Below are 18,609 nucleotides of genomic sequence, written 5' to 3' on the forward strand. Positions count from 1 at the left end.
CCAAGCAATTTGGAAAAATGTCCGTTGAGAACTGCCTGAATCCAGTGAATGAAAAGTTGTAAATTCCCGCTTCCCTTTTCCTTGTCATTATGCACCCTATGTATTACGGCCTTAACAGAATTTTATGTTTCTTTTTCCATTAACTATTCCCGAGTAAAACGCTATCCAATGCCAATAATAATGTGTGCTATGGCAAAGAAATCATAGAAAGAAGGAAAAAACATGAGAAAGCTATTGTTTCTTATCTGCTGTTTCATGCTCCTTGTCCCTTCACCTGTGTGGGGAGTGACATCAGATCATCAGCTCAAAGCTGCTTTTATACGCAATGGGCATTTATGGGTAAAAATCGGAAATAAAGAAGATAAAATTTCTTCTCAGCCTGCGAAATATTATAATTCCCCGAAATGGTCACAGGATGGGCAATGGCTTCTTTATGAAAAAGAAGCTAAGGAACCCATTAGTCCAAATTTGGATACCCAAACAGAGATCTGGGTTTACAATCTAAAGTCGCAGAAGCATAAGCGGATCTTTCGTGATGGCAGAAACCCCAAGTGGTCACCTGCTGAAAATAAGGTAGCTTTTACGAGTGGGGGAGTGCTTAATGTTTCTGATTTGAATCAATTTTACAATGTGGCTTTGGGTGTTGATGATTTTAATTGGTATCCTGACGGGAATAGTTTTATAGCCTCATCAGGTGCAGTGCCCAGGCCTGATGGATGGACTAGCCCTGTGCTTTATAAGATTCCTTTGCCTGATGATTTGGAAAATATTAATCTGACCGAGAATGCCAAAATGCTTTTTACAATTCCAAAGGAAATCGGAAACGGAAATGCTACAATAATGTCCATCAACGCTACCACCTTTACATTCTCGCAAAGTGGTAAGTGGATCTCTTCATTGTTAACCCCACCGCATCCTTATCAATGGATAGCGATATGGTTTGCGTTATTTCAGCTGATGGAAAAAACTTTGAGGTTCTCGATGAAATGATTCTGCATTTGGATGTGCCGAAGTGGGCCCCTTCCGAGAATTTATTGGGCTATATTGCAGGTGGCGGCAGGATTGTTATGGGCTTCAAAAACAAAAAATTAAAGGTAACCGAACTGCCTGCATACAAAACGATTAACCTTACTCCACCTAAATTTGCAGAAATGGGCTTTACCTGGGTGAACGATCAAACATTAATTTCCTCAAGAGTTGACGAAAGCGAATGGTCCAATGACCCGCAAAAGCGTCCCGAACCAAACCTTTGTTTAATCCACTTAAACAAACAACAGCAAACAAGGATAACATATCCGAAAACATCTTTTGGGGACTATAATCCTCTCTATGTTAAGTCAGCAAACAAGATCTCCTGGATTAGAAAAAAACTGGCTCAAACCAAGGGTGACCTTTGGATTGCTGACATCAACGGCAAAAATCCCAAATTGTGGGCCAGAGATGTTGAAGGGTATTCGTTTTTTGTGGAGTAGAGCATTTGTTTCATTGTTAATTATAAAACAAAAAGCGATTCACCCTGATACGAATCGCTTTTCCCCGTTATATTCTCCCTCGCGTTTCTTTTGCTGCTCGCTTTCGTGAATTGATAAAAATACTTCCTCTAGGGAGCTACATCTGTATTCTTTGTACACCTTATCAAGAGTGCAGTATGATTTTACTTTTCCATTAAATAAGATAAGGACTTTGTCTGCGATTTCGATGGCGTCCCGCATGATGTGGCTGCTGACTATTACCGTTTTGTTTCTTTCTTTTAGTTCTTTGATGATTTGTTTTAGCTGTATTACCCAATAGGGATCCAGACCGTTTGTTGGTTCGTCGAGTATATAGATGTCTGTATCTGCCAGCAGGCATTGGGCAAGATTGAGGCGCTGCGACATTCCTTTTGAGAATCCCCCAACTCTTTGATTCCGTTCATCCCATAACCCTACTTTTTCTAAAACAAATTTTATGGATTCGTGGCCTTTTTTTAAAAATTGGCCATAATATTGCAGAATTTCTATTGGCGTGAGTTCTGGAGGAAAATTCATTTGGTCTGGCATATAGGCAAAAGCTTTTTTTTGTCCGGAATGGACAACCACTTTTCCTGTAGAGGGTGTTTCTGCCCCAGTCAGGAGTTTGATCATTGTACTTTTCCCTGCTCCGTTACCTCCACATAAAACAACACACTCACCTTCTTCAATTTGAAGATCCACTTGGGTTAAGGCCGTTTTCTTTTTATAAGACTTGGATAGTTCCATTAATTCAAGGATCACTTTAGACACCCCTTCTCTTTAAAAGCTGGGTGGATAAACCAATGGTTATGAATATAATGATCATGATAGACAATAATAGAGATAGAGTTAAGATGCCATTTGTGCCCCATTGCTCAATCATCAAATATTCCGGACCAAATACGTATTCGGAATTTAGTTTTGATATGGACCATACCCGGATAGACTCAATTGGATTAAGCAAAATGAGGAAAAACAGGCTCCTTTGTTTAATAGCATACGGAATCCAATCGATAACAGAAAATATGATGAATTCATAAACAAACACAACGGTGCTCCAAAAAATCAATGCCAATGATAACCCTTGCATCCTTGTTTTAGAAACAGCCCCTACCAGCAGGGATGCTGCAGAGAAAACAAGGATCAGAAGCATATTAACCAGCATAAAGACTTGATAAATTCCAGCTGCGAATGTGTTGCCTGCCAAGGAAAAAATGAACCCAAACAGTCCATAGGATAGGCCCATGACAATGAACATGGAAAGAACTAGAGATAAAAACTTACTGGCCATGTAATATCCTGATGGTAATTGATAGGTTTTGTATAAAGAAAATCTCCCGTTTTCTTTATCGGCGATGATTGAGTTAGCACCAAGAATCATGCAGATAATCGGAAGCAGCCACAGAGAAAGATTGATCAGCATGGCAATCGACCGATTGTAGGCTGATTGACTGATGTTCCCCGCTCCCTCCTCTTCCTGCTTGATTTCCTGGAGGCCATAGTATTCAGGATTAACCCCCATTGTATCAATGTTTGTATTAACACCTTCTAGGCCAAATCTAACTTCAACCGGGTCAGATTTTACAGATTGAAGTCCATAAAAGTAAAGCAGGCCTGATAAGAAGATAAATAGAATCATAAAATTCAAAAGCCATCTGCTTCTCATCAGCAGCCGAAGTTCATGCTTTGTCATGGAATACAGTAATGATGGATTCATATTAATTCCTCCTCAATGAGGTGCACAGGTCTAGTGGCTATGGCTCATTCCCGGTTTTTTAAAACTTTTAATCTCCGTATTCAGCAACTCTGCCTTTGTATATGCGTCTCCGCCATACTCTCTCTGAAATGCTGCTGCATCATCCTTTGACTTGAAAGCTGCTATTCCATAGCTCATTGGACTGTCAATGTTCTGGTTTTGGATGAATGAGCTGGTATCAAACGATATCCATTCCTTCGACTGGTAATCATGAACAAATGCCGCTTCGTACTCAGGATTTTCTGTCTGCAAATATTCTGTCATACAGCCAATATCATCAAATAAAACGGGCTTGCCGTTTTTCAAAATAAGTTGTGCTGCAGATTCCATTTCTTCAATTCCCATGTGGCAGACATCACAGCTATCCTTGTTTAGTTTTATATCCACTGGCCCTGCCGCTGCAAACGAACAGGCAGTTAACAGCAATCCTAAACCGATTATGACGAAAAAATGTTTAAGCTTCATGGCGCTCCCCCCTAATTTCATTAAGATAAATAAACTTGCAAACAGGATGATCATAAAGAATAGAATTAGGTCCATTTCATGGCTGCTGGAGGAGACCTGTGTTTCAGATGTGTTTTCCTCCCATTTTACCTGAGCCGGTTTTGCCAGAGGAGCTTCATCTACAATCAGAGAGTCTGAAGGGATGGGTGTGATTTGTTCTACCGTGTTCCAAAGCTCCACTGCTGGACTCTGGAAAAACACCTGCAATAAAGGTTCCTTGCTGGCCATTTGATAAAAAACGTCACCGCTTTTGTAAGCAAAGTCAACCTTGCTGTCGCTATTCATATTTAACGAACTATGGTCGTCGTAATAGTTTCCATATTCTTCTTTATTAAAATAATTGCTGTTATCTTTATCAGAAATAATTTGCCTTGTATTTCGATAAAAATTATTTAAATAGATTGTATTGTCAGTAGAATTAATCCCGATTTCAAGTCCAGTATCATTTTCCAAAAAGGTATTAAATTCGAGTCTGTTTCTTTTGGCATTTTCAAGCACTATGCCCCTGAAATTCCCTTTTACAATATTGGAGGATATTTTGGAGTCAAATGTGTCATAGATAAACATGCCTGCTCCATCAATCTTTGTATTTAAATAAAAATAGTTTTCCATAATGGAGATTTCATAGCTTTGCATGATCATTAGGCCGTTAATGCTTTCGGTCACCTGATTATGCGCTATCAGAATATTTCTTGAGTCCATTGTATGCACACCATACCGCGATTTTAACATTTGGTTCCCTGAGATTTCACAGAAATCTGAATATGAAACGTAGACGCCATCCTGGGTATCATAAAAATAATTTCCCTTCACTGCTGTATTTGGTGCTTTAACTAAATAAATGCCATAGCCCTTATGGCGTTTGACACTATCAAAGCTGGAGATGATATTGTTCTCAAACCGGTGGCCATACGAATCTCTGGCATAGATGCCGTGAAAAACTTTATTAAGGGCATTATGATGAAGATATGAACGGTCACCCTTCACATAGATTCCTGCATTTTGCGAACCGCTCCCCTCTATTTCAAGGCTTTCGACAATGACATCGTCAGCTTCTATTGTCAGCACATTCCCGGATTCAAGACCGAAGAGTTTTACGCCTTTTTCACCAATAATATGAACCCTCTTCTCTACAGAAAAATTCCCATTATAGCGGCCGGGTTTGATTTTAATAATGGATATCTCCCTGTCGCTGGACAAGGCTTCTCTAAGCTCTTCAGAGCTGGACACCGTCACTTCCTCGCCGAAAGCTTTGCCTGTAAGGATCAAACTAAAAAGTATTAGAAGTAACCCTATTTTTTTATACATTCAGCATTCACCTGCCCGGATAGTTCGTATTCTGGCCTCCATTGCTGCCAATGGAAGGCCAGAAAGGGGATTCACATTTCTATTTTTTTCTTGTATAATTATTTTCAAGTTGAGTTTTTTATTTATATTTAGTGGCTCATTGTAGCCTTGCCGTCGTCTTCTCCGGTCTCTGTTACCTTTAAGATTGCGACGGCTCCTTTTTGTGCATGGTTAAACTGATGAGTAACGATTGGATAGCTGCCAACACGGGTAACAGTAAATTCGACTACCGCACCGCCGCTCGCTGGAAGCATAACAGTCTGCAGTCCTCTATATCGGTTAAATGGATTGCCATCGATATAGACATCATCAAATACTGTGCCCACCACATGGAATGAACTCACTTCGTTTGGTCCTACGTTATTGATATATAACCTTACCTTATCTCCTACTTTTGCAAGAAGCGGCTTGTCTTTTAAAGTGAAAGTGTCGCCATTTGTGTTAGGATCTCCTTCTTTTAAAGCTTTCGTAGAGAAGACGACATGGCTTGGAACACCATTTGTAAAATCGTCCAGATCGTTATATTTGTACCATTCATTTTGAATAATCGAGTATTCCCTATCAATCTCTTTATCAGTTGGGTATCCGTCTTTCGGTTTAACAATGATGGTGCCGTGCATTCCATTTGCTATGTGTGAAAGTACAGGCGCAGTCCCGCAATGATACATAAACACCCCCGGTTTGTTAGCCGGATAACTGAAGGTTCCCGTTTCATCTGACTGTACATTGGCGAAATCCTTTGAAGGAGCGGCGTGAACGGCGTGGAAATCCATGCTGTGAGGAATCGCCGGATCCATATTCTTCAATGTGAAGTTAATTGTATCCCCTTCGTTTACTACTACTACAGGACCAGGTGCTTCCCCGTTAAAAGTCCAAGCTTTATACATTTTCCCTTTGTCTATTTCTATATCTGTTATCTGGGATGTCATTTCAACGTTCACTTCATTTTGTTCAACTCTCTCTATTTTTAGAGGAATCGGTTCCTGGTTTAAATCTTTGTGGGGTGCGATTGCCTCGACTTTATTTGTTTCAGCTGCCAGAACCTTTGTCTTGGCCTGTTCAGCTTTATCCGGCACTGCCTCTTGATTGCACCCTGCTAATAAACCTATGCCAATTGCTGAAGTAAGCAGATATTTTACTCCTTTTTTCATCTTTATTTCCTCCTCTTAATCTATTGGTTTATCTGTTTTTATCATATGGCAAATAAAGACTTTTTTTGGTGATATTTCTCACAAGACTTCACAAATCTGTGAAGAGTTTGTGAATAAGTGATCGTACTTTAGTTAAACTCCGCAAAAGATAACAGTTCATTTACAACTTGATTACTTTGTAAAATTTGTACCTATTATCTACTAAACCGTTTATAATCAATAAATGAAGTTTTTGTCTTTTATAATAAATGGCTTCTATCAACTTAGGATTAAAGGAGAAATCAGAAGTGGAAATGGATTTACTTACAATTATTAAAGCAATCATATTAGGGTTTGTAGAGGGAATGACAGAATTTGCGCCTGTGTCTTCTACTGGACATATGATCATTGTGGATGATATGTGGCTTCATTCAAAAGAGTTTTTATCCAAATATGAAGCCAACACTTTTAAGGTGGTCATTCAGCTTGGCTCAATCTTAGCTGTTGTCATTATTTTTAAAGACCGATTTATCGAAATGCTGGGACTCGTCGGCCGCAGCAGGAATTCTGAGGGGCAGAGCCGTCTGAAACTCTCCCAAGTGATCGTTGGATTAATTCCTGCCGGTATTCTGGGTGTTTTATTCGAGGATTATATTGATGAACATTTGTTTTCTACAGAGACTGTATTAATAGGATTGGTTATTGGTGCCCTGCTGATGATTGTTGCAGACATTTTTGGTGGAAAAAACCCGAAAACCATTTCGGTAGATCAAATCACCTATAGACAGGCATTTTCGATTGGATTGATTCAATGCTTCTCCCTTTGGCCTGGCTTTTCACGTTCAGGCTCAACTATATCGGGAGGTGTTTTGCTTGGCCTCACCCACCGGGCAGCAGCCGATTTCACCTTTATCATGGCTGTGCCGATCATGGCGGGAGCGAGTATGCTTTCCTTGTTAAAAAACCTGGAATACTTTTCACTTGACGCATTGCCGTTCTTTATTGCAGGTTTTCTAAGCGCTTTTGTTTTTGCCTTAATATCGATCCGCTTCTTTTTAAAAATGATCAATAAGGTAAAACTTATTCCATTTGCCATTTACCGAATTGTTTTGGCAGGTTTGATTTATTTTGTATTTCTTTAAAAAACAGCCGGGCACTTAGCTGCCTGGCTGTTTATTTTAAATTCTCTACTGTTTGGGAAGAAGTCATTAACCAATTATTTTCGTCATTCGCTTCAATAAACTCATTAATTTCATACGTTTGATAGTCATTTTCCATAATGAATGGGTCCTGGTTCACGGCTGATTCAACATGCTCAAATGCTTTGCAATGAAAGACCATAAAGCCCCCTCATTATTTACAAAAGGGCCACATTGCCGTAAAGGGCCTTCCTCACTCTGTTTTTTTTAGGTATTCGATGTGCTTATCCAGTAAACTCCTGTTTAATCCTCCATTTCTTTCATCTTTTAGTACAACTAAATATTTCTTCAAAGAATCACCTCGATACAGAATGTATGTTCTATCTAATTATATAGATATCGGAGTTTTTGTCAGCCAATTTAGTAGCAGGACTTATTATTTTGAAGCTCGAAATATTCTTGCTAAAATATAGAGTGTTTATTAGGTAATACTTTAAAAAATGATTTTATTAATGAAAGAAGCTGACTTAGATGAAAAGTTTAAATGACATCCGCTACTCTGTGCTTGACCTTTCCCCTATTATAGAAGGCGGTTCTGCCGCTAAATCTTTACAAAATACACTGGATCTTGCCCAGCATGCTGAAAAATGGGGCTACCATCGGTATTGGCTGGCGGAGCATCATAATATGCCTGGTATAGCCAGCTCGGCTACCTCCGTGGTAATCGGGTATGTTGCAGCCGGAACCTCTGCGATTCGTGTGGGTTCAGGAGGGATCATGCTGCCTAATCATGCGCCGCTTGTCATCGCTGAGCAATTCGGGACACTTGAATCGCTTTTTCCAGGGCGTATCGATCTGGGGCTTGGCCGGGCACCGGGAACTGATCAGCTGACTGCCCAGGCATTAAGGAGAGAACGCCGGGACGGTCAGGAGTTTCCAGAACAGCTTAAGGAATTAAGAAGCTATTTCAATCCTGAAGAAGACCTGCGTGTGCGTGCCATACCTGGCGAGGGTTTAAATATCCCGATCTGGCTCCTTGGTTCCAGCGGCTACAGCGCGCAGCTTGCCGGCCAGCTTGGCTTGCCTTTCGCATTTGCGAGCCATTTTTCTCCTGACAATACGCTCCCTGCCCTTCATTTATACCGAAAGAGCTTCCGTCCCTCCGATGTTTTGGATAAGCCTTATGCAATGGTGGGAGTGAACGTCGTAGCGGCAGATACCGATGAAAAAGCTGAGTGGCTGGCCACTTCCATTCAGCAGCAGTTTTTAAATATGATCCGCAACAAGCCCGGCAGGCTAAAGCCGCCGGTTGATAATATGAATGAATTGTGCAGCACCTATGAAAAAGCGATTCTTGAACAGCAGCTTGGCACTTCCATCATAGGCGGGCCAGCTGCAGTAAAAGAAAAACTGCAATCATTTTTGGATGATACTCAGGCAGATGAATTTATGGTCAACGCCCCAATATATGACCATAATGAACGGCTTCATTCTTTTGAGATTACTTCAAATATCATGGCTGGCAAATAATAAAATATTAAAAGGAGAACCCTATCCGCGGGTTCTCCTTTTCGATATAGGCTCTTTACTTTATAGCCTGTTTGTATCAATTTAAGTTCCAACTTGTTATAATAAATAAAACACAAATATTGGGAGGTTATCAATATGAATTCTATGCCTGAAACAATCAAGATTTCTGATCAGATTACTGCTGAGGTATTCATCCAAAAAACACTGGATAATCGCTTTATTGTAGCTATCCCAGAGATCAACTGGTCTGCTCAATTTAATCAAATCGATAACAACCAAATTCAATTTGAACATTTGCAAAGCTCTCTTAATTTTCATCTGTTTGATGGGAATACGGATGAATTGGCTAATGAGATTATTAAGATCATTAAAGCTAATCAAACATAAAACTGGAAAACTCCTCGGAATCTCCTTATTTAGAATGCCGCTTTTTGACTAACGGGTGATTCTCCCTTTAAAATAAATTCTTCATAACCCTGAGTATTAGTCTTGGAATCCACAAAATTATTTGAAAGAATACAGAGAAAATGACTGAATCCCGTATTTCATTATAAATAGCCCTGGTTAGGCTTTCTTCTTTTCTGATTTTCATACTGGACTCCTGCCTAATCGTCTTTCTTTCCTTCTGCTAATTCATCGACAAGGTGCTCCGCCGCTTTTCTGTATAAATTACTCATATGCACGAGTGAAGACACCATAAGCACTTTTTCAAGATCATTTGATGCTGTTTCTTCCAGGGCTTCTGCCTCCGCTTTTACCCTGCCGGATTGATTTTGCAGATCTTCTTTAAAGGTTTCAAGGTTTTGTGCAGTTAAATCAAGATAAAGCTGATAAAAGCGGTCAAGGTCAAAACCTCCTTCCACCGTCCGTTCATTGATACCCTTGATTGTTTCTTTTATGTCGCTTATGGATAAAGCACCCTTTAACTGATAAATAAGAGCAATAAGAATTAAGTGCTCCTTTGAGTACTTTTTGTTTTTTACAGGAAAAAATAGCTTCCCCTTCGCATAATTATTAATCATCGTTTTTGTCAGCACTTTTTCCTCTTCATTCCGTTTTGAACTGCCAAATTTGTTTTCAAATAGCTGAATAACCTGATCCATATATAAATCAATTTTTGGTATATCTTCTAATTGAATTTGATTTTCCATTATCATTTTTTTCAATTCCATGCTTATCCCTCATCCTTACGATTAATTAAGTAAATTTTACTTAAAAAAGGACAAGTTGTAAATGTTGACTACTTAATACTTTATCTATATTATTATAAGTAGTTATAAAAACTACATACTGGAATATTAGGAGGGGGAGTATATGACAACATACATCCGAGAGCCAATCAATGGGCTTACCCATCTAGCTGGAGCCATTTTATCCTTTGTCGGTCTGCTTGCGATGGTCATCAAGGCTTCATTGACAACATCTTCACCGCTTGCCATTGCAGCTGTTGCGATTTTTGGAATCAGCTTAATACTGCTTTATTCAGCATCAGCCACTTATCATATGGTGATGGCAAAGGATAAAGTTATTGCCTTTTTAAGAAAGCTTGACCACTCCATGATTTTTGTATTAATTGCCGGCTCTTATACACCCTTTTGCCTTATTACTCTTAATGGTGTCACTGGCTGGGTCTTGTTTTCGATTGTTAGCGCGATAGCAGTTGCCGGCATCCTTTTCAAAATGGTCTGGTTCAACTGCCCGCGGTGGCTATCGACGGCCCTCTATATCGCAATGGGGTGGATTATCGTATTTGCCTTTTCGCCACTATCCGAGACCCTAAGCATGGCGGGTGTTTCCTTACTTCTCCTTGGGGGCATATTTTATACAATCGGAGGAGTTATTTACGCTGTAAAACCGAGATTCCTAGAGTTTAATCATTTGGGCTTTCATGAGATTTTTCATATTTTTATAATGATGGGCAGCATGGCACATTTTCTTTGTGTATTTATGTATGTTTTATAAATTTATCTTTAATAAAAATGACTCCAGCCATGCACTGGAGTCATTTTTATTCTTCAAAAAGAATGGTTCCTAATATTTTTGCTAAAAAAACTGTCTTATCTTAAATTAAGGCTGTGTTAAAGCTTATTTTTGATTTTAGCACCCTGTTGATTGGAGTGGAAGGTGCGAGATCCTCGGAAATGCTGACATATTTCCTTCGTGCGGTGTTTATTCGAGGAAGCTTATTCAATGTCCTGCGGGAGAAGCGTGTCAGCGGGAGACCCCGCAGGTGCGAATGCACCGAGGAGCGTCGGACCGCCCGCGGTTCGCTAAGTGCCTGCAGCGGAAATCAACAGGCAAATTTAACAGAGCTTAAATTTAAGTATCTCCAGTTTTTTTATTAGGAGAGGAATTACCTGTCTATCTCCTTTAAAACATCTCCCAGGTCTTGTATTGAGTCACTTAGCATTGATTTGTAAATATTAAGAATGGATTCACCATAGTTTTTACCGGGAACAGCCCATCTTCCGTTTAGCTCTGTCCATGCTGGAGCAACACCTCTCTCAACAAGATGAAAACGAGGGTCCACAAGCGGATACCCGGGAGGCAATGGCTTAGAAGAAGCATAAGCGAAAAGATGCTGGATATGAGAAAGAACTCCATCTTTTGGAGAATTAAAACTTGCACCTGATGCTCCGTCACCTGTAGCACCTATCCCAGCAAAATTATTTTGTCCTGCCTTTACATCACCAGTGAATAGGAGAAAATTTGTTTCAAGCATAGCTTGAGCAAAAGCTATATCCCCTCTAATTCCGTAGTGTTCACCAAAAGAAGTATAGTAAAACCCCAGATTAATAGCATTTGGATTTACCTTTTTAGCATACTTATTCATTTGTTCTGGTGATAGAAGGGTTTTACCGACAATTGGATAATCTTTTGACTCTACAGGTAAAGAGGCTGTATTCTCTTTAAGTATAAAAGCACCTATAATGCCTGCACTTTTAACTTCAGCTAAGCGTTTTTCCGCATTTTCTTTTTCATTAAAAGCACCTGCCTGAACTCTAAACCATACTGCACCCGCTATTGAAGCTGTGACAACAATCGACTCTATCCCCTTGGCCTTTAGGAAAATTACCCGTTCATCTGCATTTTCTTTCGATTTAAACGAACCAGATATTACTTTATAAATAGCAGATGGCATTACTTCTTTAGGTTTTAATTTAAATGCTTTCGCTATCCCATTTACATGTCCCTGAGCTACTTTTTGCCTCCATAAAGGATCCTTCATAAATGCTGCATCATCTGGATTATCTATAAAGCCATTCTCGCTTAACAGTGCCGGCATAGCCGTTTCACGGAGAACATGGAAATTAGCCTTTTTTTGTCCTCTATTTATAAGATTGTTCAGCTTAGTGACTTCTGTATGGATAATATCCTGATACTTACCTGTCAGGGAAGTATCACTAAGGCTGCTGTGAATATAATCTTCATATCCACGAGCCTGACCGTTAAAAGCGTTACAATGAATGGAAAGATAAAAGTCGGCTCCCCAACTGTTTGCCTCATCTGTCCTTTGGCTTAAGCTTTTTGTTATATCGGAGGTTCTGCTCATTCTTACATCAATATTCTCATAACCTTGCTCTAATATATTTCTTATTAATTTCGCTATATCTAGATTAATGTCCTTTTCCTTCAATCCATTTCCTTGAGCACCGGGGTCTGTTCCGCCATGCCCTGGATCCAAATAAAGTTTCAATGTTTATTCACATCCTTTTTTGATTTTTACTTACCTGATTTTCTTACAGAGTAAGGATAAATTAGGCCAATTTTATATACATATTTATGGGGACGGGGTTTCAACAAAGTAAGCAGATCTTTTAATTTAACTCTCAATTCAAGTTTGATATATTTTATGTCTATTTGGAAAAATAGCTTGTACTATTTCATTATGAAAATAGCACAATCTATCTAATTGATACTTTTTTGCCATTACAGATGCCTGCATAGGTATCAAAAAAAATTATAAACCTTTTTTAAGTAGTGTCTATTATAGGCTGGTCAAATATAAGGTTCAATTCTGTTTTAATACTAAATTTTTTACTTTCTTTAGGCTGTATTCTCACTCCAAAAAGCGGTCGGAACCGTATGCTAATGAAGGAAAAATACTTTAGGGAGTGAGAAAAACATGGGTATGTACGGCAAGAATAAATGTAAAGGTTATGAAAAGCACCAGGACCATTGCGAAGATCCAGTCTATGGCTGCGAATGTTCCTGGAAACCTGAGAAAGATAAATATGAGGAAAGCAAATATCACGGCAATTTTCATGAGAATTGCGTAGGTGAGGTACTTGAGGCTATCCATAAAGCACAGAAAAGGGTGAAAGCAGAGAATGACTGCAAGACTTCATGTAAGGATTCTATAGATGAGATTTTGGGCGGGTCGAAAAAACCAAAGAAGAACATAATTCCGTTTATCCTTTATTGTGGAGACTGTGAGCCGTTTAAGGCTACAGGTGTTACAACCTTTACCCACCATTCTAAGGAGAAAAAATTTGCCTGTATAACTTCATTTATTTTTATGATAAAAGAATTTGATGGCAAATGTGCAGTTCTTGAATTGCTAACTTTCAAGCAATGCAAATCATCAAAGGATCCATTTAAAAACACATCAAAAGATTTTTGTTCTCCTTGTGCCCAAGTTGATTATGAAAATGTAGAAGATTTGATCCGTACTGGTATTTGCATTAATGTGGATCATTCATGCTTCTGTGCAGTAACATGTCTGCCTGCAGTCCGTCTATAAAAGAATCTTGCAGCTATTTTGCAGAAAATCCATTCATAAAATCTGTTTGAATAAAAAAATGAGAAATAAAGTAAAAAGGTGTACCTCAGTTGAGTACACCTTTTTACTTTATCCGCCAAATGCTTCAAGAACATCTACTACTTCATTAATGTCTAAATCTGCTTTTTCTGTATTATTTTTAAATGTAAACTCATGATTCCTGGTACGATTGGATGGAATGGACCCTCCCTCTATCAGCCTTCTCAGTTCGGCTATCTCCGCTAAAATCTTTTCATTGTTGCTGTTTGATGTTTTAGGATGCAGGTAATTATGAAGAGCTGAAAGGACAAGATGCATCAATGTCTGATTTGTTGCATGGTATTCGATTTGCTCCTTAACTTTGGGTGATACGGGCGTATTGTTGCCGGTTTTTACATCAATGAAGGTTTCAGAAAACGTTAAAGCGGTTTTATTGAGATAATCCGTATATGTTTTGAACATAGTTTCATCCCTAACCTTTAACGGAAACGATATGGTTATTTCCTTTTTCTTTTTTAATTTGATTCATTTTTGCCAGAATCATTAATCCTAGAACATTCAGTTTTTCCATATCTTCGGGAAACATTAAGTCAATTGGACGTCCTCTCTCGGCCCATTTGACTGAAGCCTCCAGAATTTGCTTTTGGGCCAATTTGGCTGCACCGCCTACGGCAATATACCGTACAGCCCCTTTAATCTCTCTCGAACTGCTGCGGATCCGGTCAAAATGTTCCAGATATTTTATAGCCATTGATTTTAGCTGCGGGATAATATACTTGCTTATATCCTTCTTAACACCTGCAAATGGCTCAACATACCATTCCGACTGCCCCGCAGCCAGCTTTTCCTCTAGCTCTGCCCGGGAATCAAAACGATACAGCTCATTTTTGCTTACCTTTTGAATGATATGGTCAAGAAATTGATTAATTCCAAATGGTGCACCTTCTACTGAGGCGACAGGTTTATTATCCTTAATCCCGACAAAGTCCACTGAGTCTCCGCCCAGATCGCCGATAATAATTCCTTTTTTTGACTCTTTAACCAGGTCTTCATTTTTTACTCCAAGAGTTTCCTGATCGCGCGTTAATCCGAGGTATGCACAGGCTCCCTCCGCCCCGATAATAACATCATGGATATGGAGCTTTACCTCCAGCTCTTTTGGTTCAGGCAATCCGGGCACCTTATGAAAGATAACTGTATGGGTACCAATTAATCGTTCTTTCAGCCTGGATTTTCGCTCCTTATATTGCGTAGTCGGCAAAGATACAGCTAATTGATCAATAGAATAATCGATTTCCAGTCCATCCGTTTTTTGAAGGGCAGCATGATAGGCTGTCAACCCAAAGAGCAATAAATAGGTACGGTCTTCATCTACCTTTTGATTATTAAAAGATGTTAAACTAACATCCTTTTGCTTGGCGGCTCCTTTGCCAACGTAAAAAATTTCTCTTCTATCTTTAACAGCCTGGCTTTTCACTTCAACAATAAGGTTCTCTTCAAATATAACATCCTCATCGTCGTACGGTTTCTCATAAAACTCTGTATCAAAAAGAGCAATCGCGTTTGGAAGCTGGTACTCGGATACCATACCATTATCAGAAGCCAAGGCTTTATACCAGCTGTTACCTATATCAATGGCAAGAAAATTTTGTGTTCCCATATTCCCTCACTCCTCCTTTTGAATCTTATGCAGGACTGGAGTCCAATCGTGCCCGTACATTATTTAAAATTTTATTTAGAGGTAAAACCAGGTCTTTATTATAGAAGGGCGAATGCCCATACATAGTCGTTTATCACGCATACAATGCTATATCTTGACTTCAGGAGGCCCTAAAATGTCAGAAACACATAAAGATAACCATGTGAATGAATGCAAAGCTGTTACCCATCACTGTGAATGTGAAAGCCACCATGAGAACCATCCTCATGTGAGCATAGGAAAGATTATTACAAAGGTTCCTGTTGTACTGGCTGAGCTAACTCTGCAGATTAATATAGATGCTTTAATCACCTTTCCGGAACCTGTCCTCGAAATTAAAGATATTAAGAAAACAGTTAAATTAACGCAATGCCGGCTCCTATTGCCTTCAAACAAGTTGTTCATCAAAGGCTTTGTCCGCAAGAATATTCAGTACGCAAGTCCCTCTCCGGACATTGAAATGCACACTAAAAACACCGTGGCATCTGACTTGCATTCGTATACGGTTGACGTACCCTTTCAATGTGTTTCGGAAATTAAAAAATTTTTGGCTCTGCCAGTCATGCCGGATATGAACAAAAGGATGGAATTTGACTTTCTTGTGTCAAAACCGATGTCTTGCGGGCATCCCGAAAAAGATGAACTGCAGTCAAAAGACCTTTCTCAATTCCATCAGGAAAGCTTACAGCACTATAACGAACTCCCCTACTGTGAGTTAATATCCAGCAGGATCATTGAATGGGATGAAGCCATCGACCGTTCCCCTCTCCCTAACTGCTCACCATTAGGAGAAGGGTTTTTCACAAAGGTAGAAGAAAAAATGGTTCTGGATTTAACCCTTAAAGTCCTGCAAAAACAGCAAATCCGAGTTTCTTCTGCAACAAATGATGATGATGATGATTGCTTTCATCAATGTGATTAAATATTAAAAGATAATGAATTTGAATAGTAAGGAGGGATAGGAGAGGATGCTTATTGAAAGCAGCACCTTCCTGGGACTATGAACAATATGCGTAATACTTATAATAGAATTTATTATAGCCATCTAGTTGATGAAGAGCCGTCATCGCAAAAGCAGGAGTTCTTTTTTCCAGAGAAAGAGCAAGCAGCAAATAGTAAAGGGGAAAGTTTGCTGGATACACATCATATCGGGAAGCCGGAAAAGGTTGAAAAGCCTTATATTTCTTCTAAAACGATGTCAGTCCCCTTTCTTTTGACTCCGCCAAAAGTTGAAGACAGACAAATTGCCCGTTCAAATGAACAGCCTGTAAGGAAAATCGAAGAGAATCCTATCAGTGATCAGCCTAAACTAGAGAAAGTAAAGGGTCAATATGACAAAGGCATGAAAGGAAATATACCTCAAAAAATAAAGACAATGTTGACGCCCTTTGCTCCTATGCTCAGCTGGACCCCTTCTTTACCAAGCACATTTTCAAACAGCATCTATAATAAAACAAGCAAAACAGCTGGCCAAGCAAATTTTGGATTGGATGATTCTGCTGTATTGGCGGAGGAAGAAGCTTTTCAATCGCTCAAAGGTAATACGATATTGGAAAAAGTGCGTAAAGCATCTGATTTTGAAGAGCAAAGTGAACCACTGAGTGAAAGTCCCGATATTCCAAAACATAATGAACATCGGGACCTATTTGAAGTATTCTCAACTATACTTGATGCCCCAATCGAAACAAAATCTGACAAATTGGATAAATCAGATGAATCAGATGAATCTTCTTCCTATAGTGTGCCCTTTAAGCATCATAGGGAAAATAAAAAAATCAGTATTCCTCTACCTGCAGATGATATTGAATTGTTATCGGAGGGAGAGATTTTATCAGGGATAGAAAGCCAAGAGGAGGGGGTGAGGCTGGATGAATCTTCTTCTGGTATTAATCACTATCCAATAATAAATAAATATCTATCTTTGGAGAATGAATTTTTAAGTATGCTTGAAGAATCCTCTTCATCTGAATCAGACATCATTTCCTCAAAACAGGATGAAGGATTTTCTTTACTTACAGAACCTTCTTATAGTGGGATTGAATCCTCTTCACTACCGGAAAAAGAAGATTTTATCAGGAATGAATTGTTTTATGAGGAATCTTCTTCATCAATGAATGAACATGTGTTCTTCAGAAAAGATCAACCGATCATTGACGAAAAAGGCCTAGGCGAATCCTCCTCTTTTGAAGGCGAATTTTCGATCGTTTTGGAAAAAGCCTATTGCCTGTTCAAAGAACTTGTTAGCAAGAAGGATATGACCTCATTGATAGAAGGCACTCCTCTAAAAAAAAATGAGTTTTTATCAACATTAAAAGAGCCTTGCTCGGGAGCTGCCGGGGCTCCAAACAATGAGTCAGCTGCTGATCAAGAAAACGCAAGATACCAAAGGGTTTCCTCCTTGTTAGATAAATTTTATGAAATGCTGGAGAACGCGTACTCGAGTGGTAATCCTGAACCATGCTTAGAAAAACATGCTGAAAGCAGTGAAACGGATAGCTGGAAGAACTCACATTTTAATGAAAAGATATCCTCAGAATTAGAATTATCAGACAAACCTGAAGCTTCAAATGAAAACTTTGAAGAATCTTGCATTGGTATACAAGAAGAATCAGCAAATATGTGCAGGGCTGCAAAAAAGTTGATCGAAGAGGAATATAAAAGTCTTCCTTGTCACCATTTTTGCTCTGAGCCTTTTAAAAAAGGTCCGATTATTAAGGTCCCTGTTTTAGTGGCGAAATCTGATGTGGAAATTGATCTTTTTGACCGCTTGCCAGTGCATGTTCCGGCCAAATCGTTGAAACAATTGGAATGGTCTGTTAAAGGATTGCAATGTCGTACACTCCTCCCCTCTAATGCTGTTTTTATTAAGGGAGAACTTATGACGGATATCGCTCTTACAAATAATGGAGCAATGCAGGTGTTAAAGGTACCAGTATTTTTTGAGAAAACGATTGATCTTGAATGGCTTTGTCCTCCCATAATGCCTGAACCAAATGGGAAACGGGAATACACGTTCCAAACAGAAAGTCAGCTTGATTTTCATAACGAATTTTTTCAGCATTTTACGGAAGAAATCTTCTGCAAGCTGCAAAGCATGCATATTATGTGGCATGATGAAATTGGAACGGACGAAAGTCTGGAAATTCAGGGCAGTGTTATTCTAAGTATTGATTTTTTGCAGGAACAGTATGTGAGAATATGAAGAGAGGGTATCTTTTGAAGGTACCCTCTCTTCATTTACTTTTTACCCTT

18 protein-coding genes and 1 pseudogene are annotated in these 18,609 nt (G+C 39.2%); 9 read left to right on the forward strand and 10 right to left on the reverse strand.

Annotated features, from left to right (window positions below):
• Nucleotides 1-222: 222 nt before the first annotated feature.
• Together DFO73_RS29065 and DFO73_RS29070 are read left to right on the forward strand one after the other, a co-directional pair.
• Nucleotides 223-990 carry a hypothetical protein gene (locus DFO73_RS29065; RefSeq protein WP_258309129.1) on the forward strand — a complete coding sequence of 256 codons (768 nt, stop codon included), beginning with the start codon at nt 223-225 and terminating at the stop codon, nt 988-990.
• On the forward strand, nt 987-1,472 hold the full coding sequence (locus DFO73_RS29070; protein WP_258309130.1) for a hypothetical protein: 486 nt from the start codon (nt 987-989) through the stop codon (nt 1,470-1,472). Before DFO73_RS29065 ends, DFO73_RS29070 begins: the two co-directional genes overlap by 4 nt.
• Nucleotides 1,473-1,511: 39 nt before the next feature.
• Here DFO73_RS29070 and DFO73_RS00650 read toward each other — a convergent pair whose 3' ends face one another.
• The 4 genes from DFO73_RS00650 to DFO73_RS00670 form a co-directional block, all read right to left on the reverse strand.
• Nucleotides 1,512-2,252: an ABC transporter ATP-binding protein gene (locus DFO73_RS00650; RefSeq protein ID WP_110062864.1), complete on the reverse strand. Its 741-nt coding sequence runs from the start codon at nt 2,250-2,252 to the stop codon at nt 1,512-1,514.
• A gap of 1 nt (nt 2,253) precedes the next feature.
• The gene (locus DFO73_RS00655) at nt 2,254-3,207 is read right to left on the reverse strand and encodes an ABC transporter permease (RefSeq protein ID WP_110062865.1); all 954 of its coding nucleotides are present in this window, start codon (nt 3,205-3,207) and stop codon (nt 2,254-2,256) included.
• Between the two features lie 30 nt (nt 3,208-3,237).
• On the reverse strand, nt 3,238-5,058 hold the full coding sequence (locus DFO73_RS00665) for a NosD domain-containing protein (RefSeq protein ID WP_258309131.1): 1,821 nt from the start codon (nt 5,056-5,058) through the stop codon (nt 3,238-3,240).
• A 128-nt stretch (nt 5,059-5,186) separates the two neighbouring features.
• A complete protein-coding gene (locus DFO73_RS00670) occupies nt 5,187-6,248 on the reverse strand; it encodes a multicopper oxidase domain-containing protein (protein WP_110062866.1) in 1,062 nt (353 codons plus the stop codon).
• A gap of 293 nt (nt 6,249-6,541) precedes the next feature.
• Between DFO73_RS00670 and DFO73_RS00675 the strand changes: the two genes are divergently transcribed.
• Nucleotides 6,542-7,369 (forward strand): undecaprenyl-diphosphate phosphatase, encoded by an 828-nt coding sequence (locus DFO73_RS00675; RefSeq protein WP_110063518.1) that lies wholly within the window; start codon nt 6,542-6,544, stop codon nt 7,367-7,369.
• A gap of 31 nt (nt 7,370-7,400) precedes the next feature.
• Here the strand turns inward: DFO73_RS00675 and DFO73_RS28350 are convergent, their stop codons facing one another.
• The gene (locus tag DFO73_RS28350; protein WP_181395867.1) at nt 7,401-7,568 is read right to left on the reverse strand and encodes a hypothetical protein; all 168 of its coding nucleotides are present in this window, start codon (nt 7,566-7,568) and stop codon (nt 7,401-7,403) included.
• Nucleotides 7,569-7,897: 329 nt separating this feature from the next.
• Here DFO73_RS28350 and DFO73_RS00680 point away from each other — a divergent pair, with 329 nt between their 5' ends.
• Both DFO73_RS00680 and DFO73_RS00685 read left to right on the forward strand, forming a co-directional pair.
• Nucleotides 7,898-8,896, forward strand: coding sequence for an LLM class flavin-dependent oxidoreductase (locus DFO73_RS00680; RefSeq protein ID WP_110062867.1), 999 nt, complete (start codon nt 7,898-7,900; stop codon nt 8,894-8,896).
• 135 nt (nt 8,897-9,031) lie between these two features.
• The gene (locus DFO73_RS00685) at nt 9,032-9,283 is read left to right on the forward strand and encodes a YueH family protein (RefSeq protein ID WP_110062868.1); all 252 of its coding nucleotides are present in this window, start codon (nt 9,032-9,034) and stop codon (nt 9,281-9,283) included.
• Nucleotides 9,284-9,501: 218 nt separating this feature from the next.
• Here DFO73_RS00685 and DFO73_RS00690 read toward each other — a convergent pair whose 3' ends face one another.
• Nucleotides 9,502-10,068 carry a DUF1836 domain-containing protein gene (locus DFO73_RS00690; RefSeq protein ID WP_110062869.1) on the reverse strand — a complete coding sequence of 189 codons (567 nt, stop codon included), beginning with the start codon at nt 10,066-10,068 and terminating at the stop codon, nt 9,502-9,504.
• Nucleotides 10,069-10,210: 142 nt separating this feature from the next.
• Between DFO73_RS00690 and trhA the strand changes: the two genes are divergently transcribed.
• On the forward strand, nt 10,211-10,858 hold the full coding sequence (gene trhA / locus DFO73_RS00695) for a PAQR family membrane homeostasis protein TrhA (protein WP_110062870.1): 648 nt from the start codon (nt 10,211-10,213) through the stop codon (nt 10,856-10,858).
• A 391-nt stretch (nt 10,859-11,249) separates the two neighbouring features.
• On the opposite strand, the gene DFO73_RS29075 is transcribed toward trhA, so the two are convergent.
• Together DFO73_RS29075 and DFO73_RS29080 are read right to left on the reverse strand one after the other, a co-directional pair.
• On the reverse strand, nt 11,250-11,729 hold the full coding sequence (locus tag DFO73_RS29075) for a glucosaminidase domain-containing protein (RefSeq protein ID WP_258309220.1): 480 nt from the start codon (nt 11,727-11,729) through the stop codon (nt 11,250-11,252).
• Nucleotides 11,730-11,801: 72 nt separating this feature from the next.
• Nucleotides 11,802-12,593: pseudogene (locus DFO73_RS29080) on the reverse strand (N-acetylmuramoyl-L-alanine amidase); the annotation flags it as partial.
• A gap of 429 nt (nt 12,594-13,022) precedes the next feature.
• Here DFO73_RS29080 and DFO73_RS00705 point away from each other — a divergent pair.
• Entirely contained in the window at nt 13,023-13,640 is a 618-nt protein-coding gene (locus tag DFO73_RS00705) for a CotY/CotZ family spore coat protein (RefSeq protein WP_110062872.1), read from the forward strand.
• A gap of 108 nt (nt 13,641-13,748) precedes the next feature.
• Here DFO73_RS00705 and DFO73_RS00710 read toward each other — a convergent pair whose 3' ends face one another.
• Together DFO73_RS00710 and DFO73_RS00715 are read right to left on the reverse strand one after the other, a co-directional pair.
• The gene (locus DFO73_RS00710) at nt 13,749-14,120 is read right to left on the reverse strand and encodes a hypothetical protein (protein WP_110062873.1); all 372 of its coding nucleotides are present in this window, start codon (nt 14,118-14,120) and stop codon (nt 13,749-13,751) included.
• Between the two features lie 10 nt (nt 14,121-14,130).
• Nucleotides 14,131-15,318 (reverse strand): ParM/StbA family protein, encoded by a 1,188-nt coding sequence (locus DFO73_RS00715; RefSeq protein ID WP_110062874.1) that lies wholly within the window; start codon nt 15,316-15,318, stop codon nt 14,131-14,133.
• Between the two features lie 175 nt (nt 15,319-15,493).
• Here DFO73_RS00715 and DFO73_RS00720 point away from each other — a divergent pair, with 175 nt between their 5' ends.
• Nucleotides 15,494-16,279: a CsxC family protein gene (locus tag DFO73_RS00720; RefSeq protein ID WP_110062875.1), complete on the forward strand. Its 786-nt coding sequence runs from the start codon at nt 15,494-15,496 to the stop codon at nt 16,277-16,279.
• Between the two features lie 87 nt (nt 16,280-16,366).
• Nucleotides 16,367-18,559, forward strand: a complete 2,193-nt coding sequence (locus DFO73_RS00725; RefSeq protein WP_142669497.1) for a hypothetical protein — start codon at nt 16,367-16,369, stop codon at nt 18,557-18,559.
• The last annotated feature ends 50 nt before the right edge of the window (nt 18,560-18,609 follow it).

Origin of the sequence: Cytobacillus oceanisediminis, from assembly GCF_003182355.1 — a bacterium.
Taxonomy (GTDB): domain Bacteria; phylum Bacillota; class Bacilli; order Bacillales; family Cytobacillaceae; genus Cytobacillus; species Cytobacillus oceanisediminis_A.